The following is a 4,458-nucleotide window of genomic DNA, read 5'->3' as shown; positions in this document are numbered from 1 at the left end:
GGCGCTGGGCTGGGAGACGTTTCTGGCTCGGCGCTCGTCGCCGGCTCCGGTGTGACCCGGGGCGCGTTCGCGTCGCCTGCCATACCGAGCGGTGCGCCGCATTGCGCGCAGAACTGGGCATCATCTGGTTGCTTGCTGCCGCATTGAGGACAGAACATCGCAGCTCCTTTCAAATATGCAGGCGAACTCAGCGGCGAGTCCGCCCGTCAGCAGTCAGCCAATCTACTTCACGAGCGTGCCGGATACCGTGCCGTACACCACCTGAGCGTAGCCCATGACGTCGAAATCCGAGGTGGGAAGCCAGCTGTCGGACGCGATGCTGTTGTCATCCTGCAAGAGGCAGCCCTCGATGGTCACGTCGCGGTCTTCGGGGCTATCGCCCACGAAATGGAACTGATAGGCATCGGCCACCGCGGTGCCGTCATTCTGCGCCTGCTCCAGGGAGTCCTCATCGAGCTCGATGGTCTCGAGCGTGCACTGTGCCGTTCCCGAGGCGTAGCTGTTTGCATAGTTCACCGTGAAGGTGCCGTCGGTGGCGTTGAAATTGGAGATCTCGAACGTTGTGAACGAACCTTCGCTCATTGAATCCGAGGTGTAGGAGTATGAGCCGTCGAGTGCGCCCTCTTTGTATGCGATGTTCGAGGAGTTGACGCTCTCGCCCGCGAACGACCAGTAGCTGCCCACGGCATCGTTCACGAACTCGTAGCGGTAGGTCTTATCGAAGCTGATGGTCGCGAACCACGTGTCGATGGTCTGGGTGGTGGTGACCTCGCAGGTGTTGTCGCTCACGAGCTCGCTTTCGGCGTCGCCGAAATCGTGCTCGTTGTCGAAGTCGACGCCGGCGATGGGCGTGGTCTGGCCTTCGTTGACCGAGAACTGGTAGGTATCGTCCTGGTAGGTTCCCGTGACGTCGTAAACCGTCTGGAAGCTGTCGTTTGCAACGGTCACGGTGCCGCTTGTGCTGGTGACGCCGTCTTCCGTGGTGGGCTCGCTCAGGTCGAACGAGAAGCTGTAGTCGCTCGGCTCCACGTAGTCGTCGAGCGCTACGCCTTCAAGAAGGTTCGCCTCCTGCTCCGCAAAGGCATTTTGGAACGCTTGGAGGTCCGGCGCCGATGAGCAGGCAGTAAGGGAGAGGGCAAGGAAGCACGAGGCGACGATGCCGAGGATGGCGCACGCGAGACGACGACCAGCGGAGAGGGGAGCAAAGGTTGAGGCGCTCATGGACGTTCCTTTCTTGTAGCGCGGATGATGCTGCGAGAGATGGCCCCGGGCACCGAAAGCCGGGGTGGGAATTCCCGTGTTGTTGATGTAAGTATAAGAAAATTGAGAGCTCGAAAAAGAGGTTTTGAAAGGGTTCTAAAATTTTGAGCGGAGAAGCCGAGATGGCGGATGGAAGCGTTCGGAGAACCCAACTGTCTCTCGTCGTTGGTGTTCTCGAACACCAGAAGGGTTGGATGGCTGCGGATCGGGCCGCCAATACCGTGCCCTCCCCATGGCAGTGGGCTGCGCGTCTTGTCTTGGGGAGGGCAAGGTGGGGATCCGGTTGGTGCTGGGAGTGGAGCGGCCGTTGTGGGGAGGACAACGGCCGCTCACCGTTACTGTGCGACCTGCGTGCCGCAGTGGAAACAGAAGCGCACGCCCGGTGCAAGTGGGGAGCCGCAGCTATAGCAGAACTTCGGAGCGGGCGGCTGGTTGGCCGGTGCTGCCAAGTCGGCGGCTGCGTCTGGTGCGGGGGTCTCCGTTGGGAGCGGCGCCTCGCTGGCAGCCGGCGCCTCTTCAGTTGCTGGCGTTTCGGCGACGCTGTCTGCTCGCTCGAAATCTGCCAGGAACGGCGGCTCGACTGCACCATCTAGGGCATCGCGGCAGCGCTCGCAGAGCGCGATAGAACGTTCCGGGCTCCATCGCTCGGTTGCATCCTGAGCACCCTTGGGCACCACGGCGAACAGGGTCCGGGCAAGGGCGATGCCGGTTGTTGTGAAGTTATCGATAAAGCCATCTGCCTCCGCGCACGGTGCATAGCCCTCGTTATAGAGGACGCCGAGCGTCATTGTGGCAGTATCGCCGCAGGTGAGGGTGCGCATAAAGCAGGTGAGGCAATGCTCGTCGTCGTGCAGGCTGGTCTCAAGCACGCGCATGCCGCTGTCGTCCACTTCATCGCGGGATTCAACGCGTGGGTGCCAACCATCCTCCCCCATCAGGCGCGGAACATCCTCGTTCGAAAGCGTTAGAATCAGCCTTGCGGAGTCCGGGCGGAAGTGCGGCAGGAACACCTCGAGTACCGTGCTGTAGAGCCGGGGCTCGTTCAACGCGGCATGCGTCTGCCATGCGCCCATGCCATCACAGACATCGAGCACCGCGCCCTGCGCGTCGAACACCACATCAGAGGTCTCCTCATCGTTAAAATCGCAGGTTGTGAGAAGCTCCACGAAGAAGCGATCGTCCCTGCACATGAGGTCGAGATAGATATCGCAGGCATTGGGACCAGGTAGGCTCATGCGCACGATACGGCCCTCGAAACCTCCGCTTTGTTGGTCGGTCTTGATGATGTCGGCTTTAATGGGGGTCTGGTAGTGCTTCGAGGCCGCCTCCTCGAGCGCTGCGCCGAGCGTCACGCTAAGCGTTGGCATGTTTACAAACCCACTGGCAAGGATGGTAGTAAGGTGGTTGAGGCCGGTGGATTCGAAGGCGGGCGAGCAGAGCAGCAAGCTTCCGGTGGGGTAGCGCTCGCTGCAAAGATTGGCCGCCATCGACCGCAGCGCGCCCTCGATGGCATCTGCGACGCGCCCTGCGTACTCCTCGTCCGGAGCGCTCTCGCTCTCAAAAGACTTCGAAAGCGTAAAGATGTGCAAATGTCCGTCTGCTACGGAGCCGAGGCTGCCTACAACGACCGTCTGCCAGGTTGAGCGGAACACGGCGCCGGAAAGGTAGAAGTACCGTCCGTCGATTGCGAACGGCCCTCTGTAGACGATGCGCGGCTGTCCGTCGAAGCCACGCTGCTGCCAGCGCTGGTATATGCTCTCCACGTGCGCATCGGAGCCTTGGCACAGGTCGGTCGACTGTGGGCGAACCCAGCTCTCAACGCGATATCCTCGCGGCAGGTCCGCTTCGGCATCGAGGCCAGCTTCGACATCAAACGGCACGTCGTGAGCCGCGAAGGGGTACTTGCCGGAGGGGAAGAATGATGCCGGGTAGTAGCCCTTTAGGCTTCGAGGCATCTCGGCGATAGGGGGAACATCCTCGTCTTCGAGCCACGAGACGCTTTCCGGGTCCACGAACGGCCCGGCAACCGCCTGGTAGACGTTGCCATACCACAGTTCGTGCCGGGCGCGCTCCTCGTTCCAGATGGCGCGCGCATCGGCCAGGATGCCCTCCACGAGCTTTGCGGCGCCGTTCTTTACCTGAGCGAGCGCATCGGGGTCGCCCAGGCGCTCGGCAAGGTCGTCAAAGCCACGGAACCCGTCGATCTGCTCGACCGTATCGTTGCCGATGCCAAATTCCAGGTCGGCGACGTGCGCCTCCGTAGCTCCGGTGATGAGCTCGACCGCGTCGTCGAATCCTGGGGCGGCGGCGATGTCTTCCGGAACACCGATGAAGCAGCGCCCTGCCGGATCGCAAGGAACGAGCTCGAACGCAGCGTCCGTGCATAGCGCCTCGATGCGCTCGGCGTTCTGGATAGCGAGATGCTCCACCAACTGACTGGCGCACAGCTGCCGCCACGCCTCGTCGTTGCGGTGGAGGTTGACGTAGGGGAGTGGTCGGAGGAGCGAAACCATGATCATGAGGTGCTTCCTTTCAGCTGCGTGCGGGGCGAGCGCGTGGACCCCCGCTAATTCCAGAACCGGTCAACGAGCCACCAGATGAAGGCGAGGAAGATGATGATCGGCAAGGCGATGATGATGGCGAGCCCGACGCCTATGCCCTGGGCAACCTGCTGAGCAAGATCGGGTGCAACGTTTGCGAACAGGAGGAGCGCGACCAGGCCGGCGATGATTTTGCCTACGAGCGTGCGCCGCACGAAGTCGAAGGCGGCAAAGATGGCATCGATGACAACGGTGAGCGCGCTGCCTGCGCGGCTCAGGGCCCCGTCGATCATAGAGATGATTTTACGTGCGTTATCCATAGGTAGTCCTTGCCTCTGTTATTCGGTGATGCGATGGTACGTGTTGCCATAAGGGTCGCTGATGCTGTCTCCGCCAAGGGAGAGCGTGAACACGAGGTCCTCGCCTTCGGAAAAGTCCATGACGATCGTGCCGAAGTCGGTTGCCCAGGTGGCCTCCTCGTAATAGATGGTCGACCCGCTGTCGGTGCTCGACGTCTCGACAGACGAGGTGCCATCGGAGTTAAAGGTATAGGTATACGTGATGGATTCGTCGTCCTTTCCGGGCGCGCTCCACGACCCCGTGATATCGGGGTGGGGGCTAAAGCATCCGCTCAGAACGATGACGAGCAAACAGGCTG

At 61.5% G+C, this 4,458-nt stretch carries 5 protein-coding genes; all 5 read right to left on the bottom strand.

Annotated features, from left to right (window positions below; genetic code table 11):
• The coding region (locus QZ079_RS09485) for a zinc-ribbon domain-containing protein (RefSeq protein ID WP_366926442.1) at positions 1-158 on the bottom strand (158 nt) is incomplete at its 3' end.
• Between the two features lie 64 nt (positions 159-222).
• A complete protein-coding gene (locus QZ079_RS08235) occupies positions 223-1,221 on the bottom strand; it encodes a hypothetical protein (RefSeq protein WP_297037387.1) in 999 nt (332 codons plus the stop codon).
• A 374-nt stretch (positions 1,222-1,595) separates the two neighbouring features.
• Positions 1,596-3,779, bottom strand: a complete 2,184-nt coding sequence (locus tag QZ079_RS08230; protein ID WP_297037386.1) for a zinc ribbon domain-containing protein — start codon at positions 3,777-3,779, stop codon at positions 1,596-1,598.
• Between the two features lie 47 nt (positions 3,780-3,826).
• The gene (locus QZ079_RS08225; protein WP_297037384.1) at positions 3,827-4,120 is read right to left on the bottom strand and encodes a hypothetical protein; all 294 of its coding nucleotides are present in this window, start codon (positions 4,118-4,120) and stop codon (positions 3,827-3,829) included.
• A gap of 18 nt (positions 4,121-4,138) precedes the next feature.
• Positions 4,139-4,458 (bottom strand): hypothetical protein (locus QZ079_RS08220; RefSeq protein WP_297037382.1); only part of this gene is annotated, 320 nt, incomplete at its 5' end.

This window comes from uncultured Enorma sp. (assembly GCA_905210055.1).
Taxonomy (GTDB): Bacteria; Actinomycetota; Coriobacteriia; order Coriobacteriales; family Coriobacteriaceae; genus Enorma.
This window is presented reverse-complemented; position numbering and strand designations above follow the sequence as displayed.

What these genes read in the sequence shown, in the direction of transcription:
- QZ079_RS08235 (WP_297037387.1), bottom strand. Translation starts at nt 1,221, where the DNA reads ATGAGCGCCTCAACCTTTGCTCCCCTCTCCGCTGGTCGTCGTCTCGCG.
- QZ079_RS08230 (WP_297037386.1), bottom strand. Translation starts at nt 3,779, where the DNA reads ATGATCATGGTTTCGCTCCTCCGACCACTCCCCTACGTCAACCTCCAC.
- QZ079_RS08225 (WP_297037384.1), bottom strand. Translation starts at nt 4,120, where the DNA reads ATGGATAACGCACGTAAAATCATCTCTATGATCGACGGGGCCCTGAGC.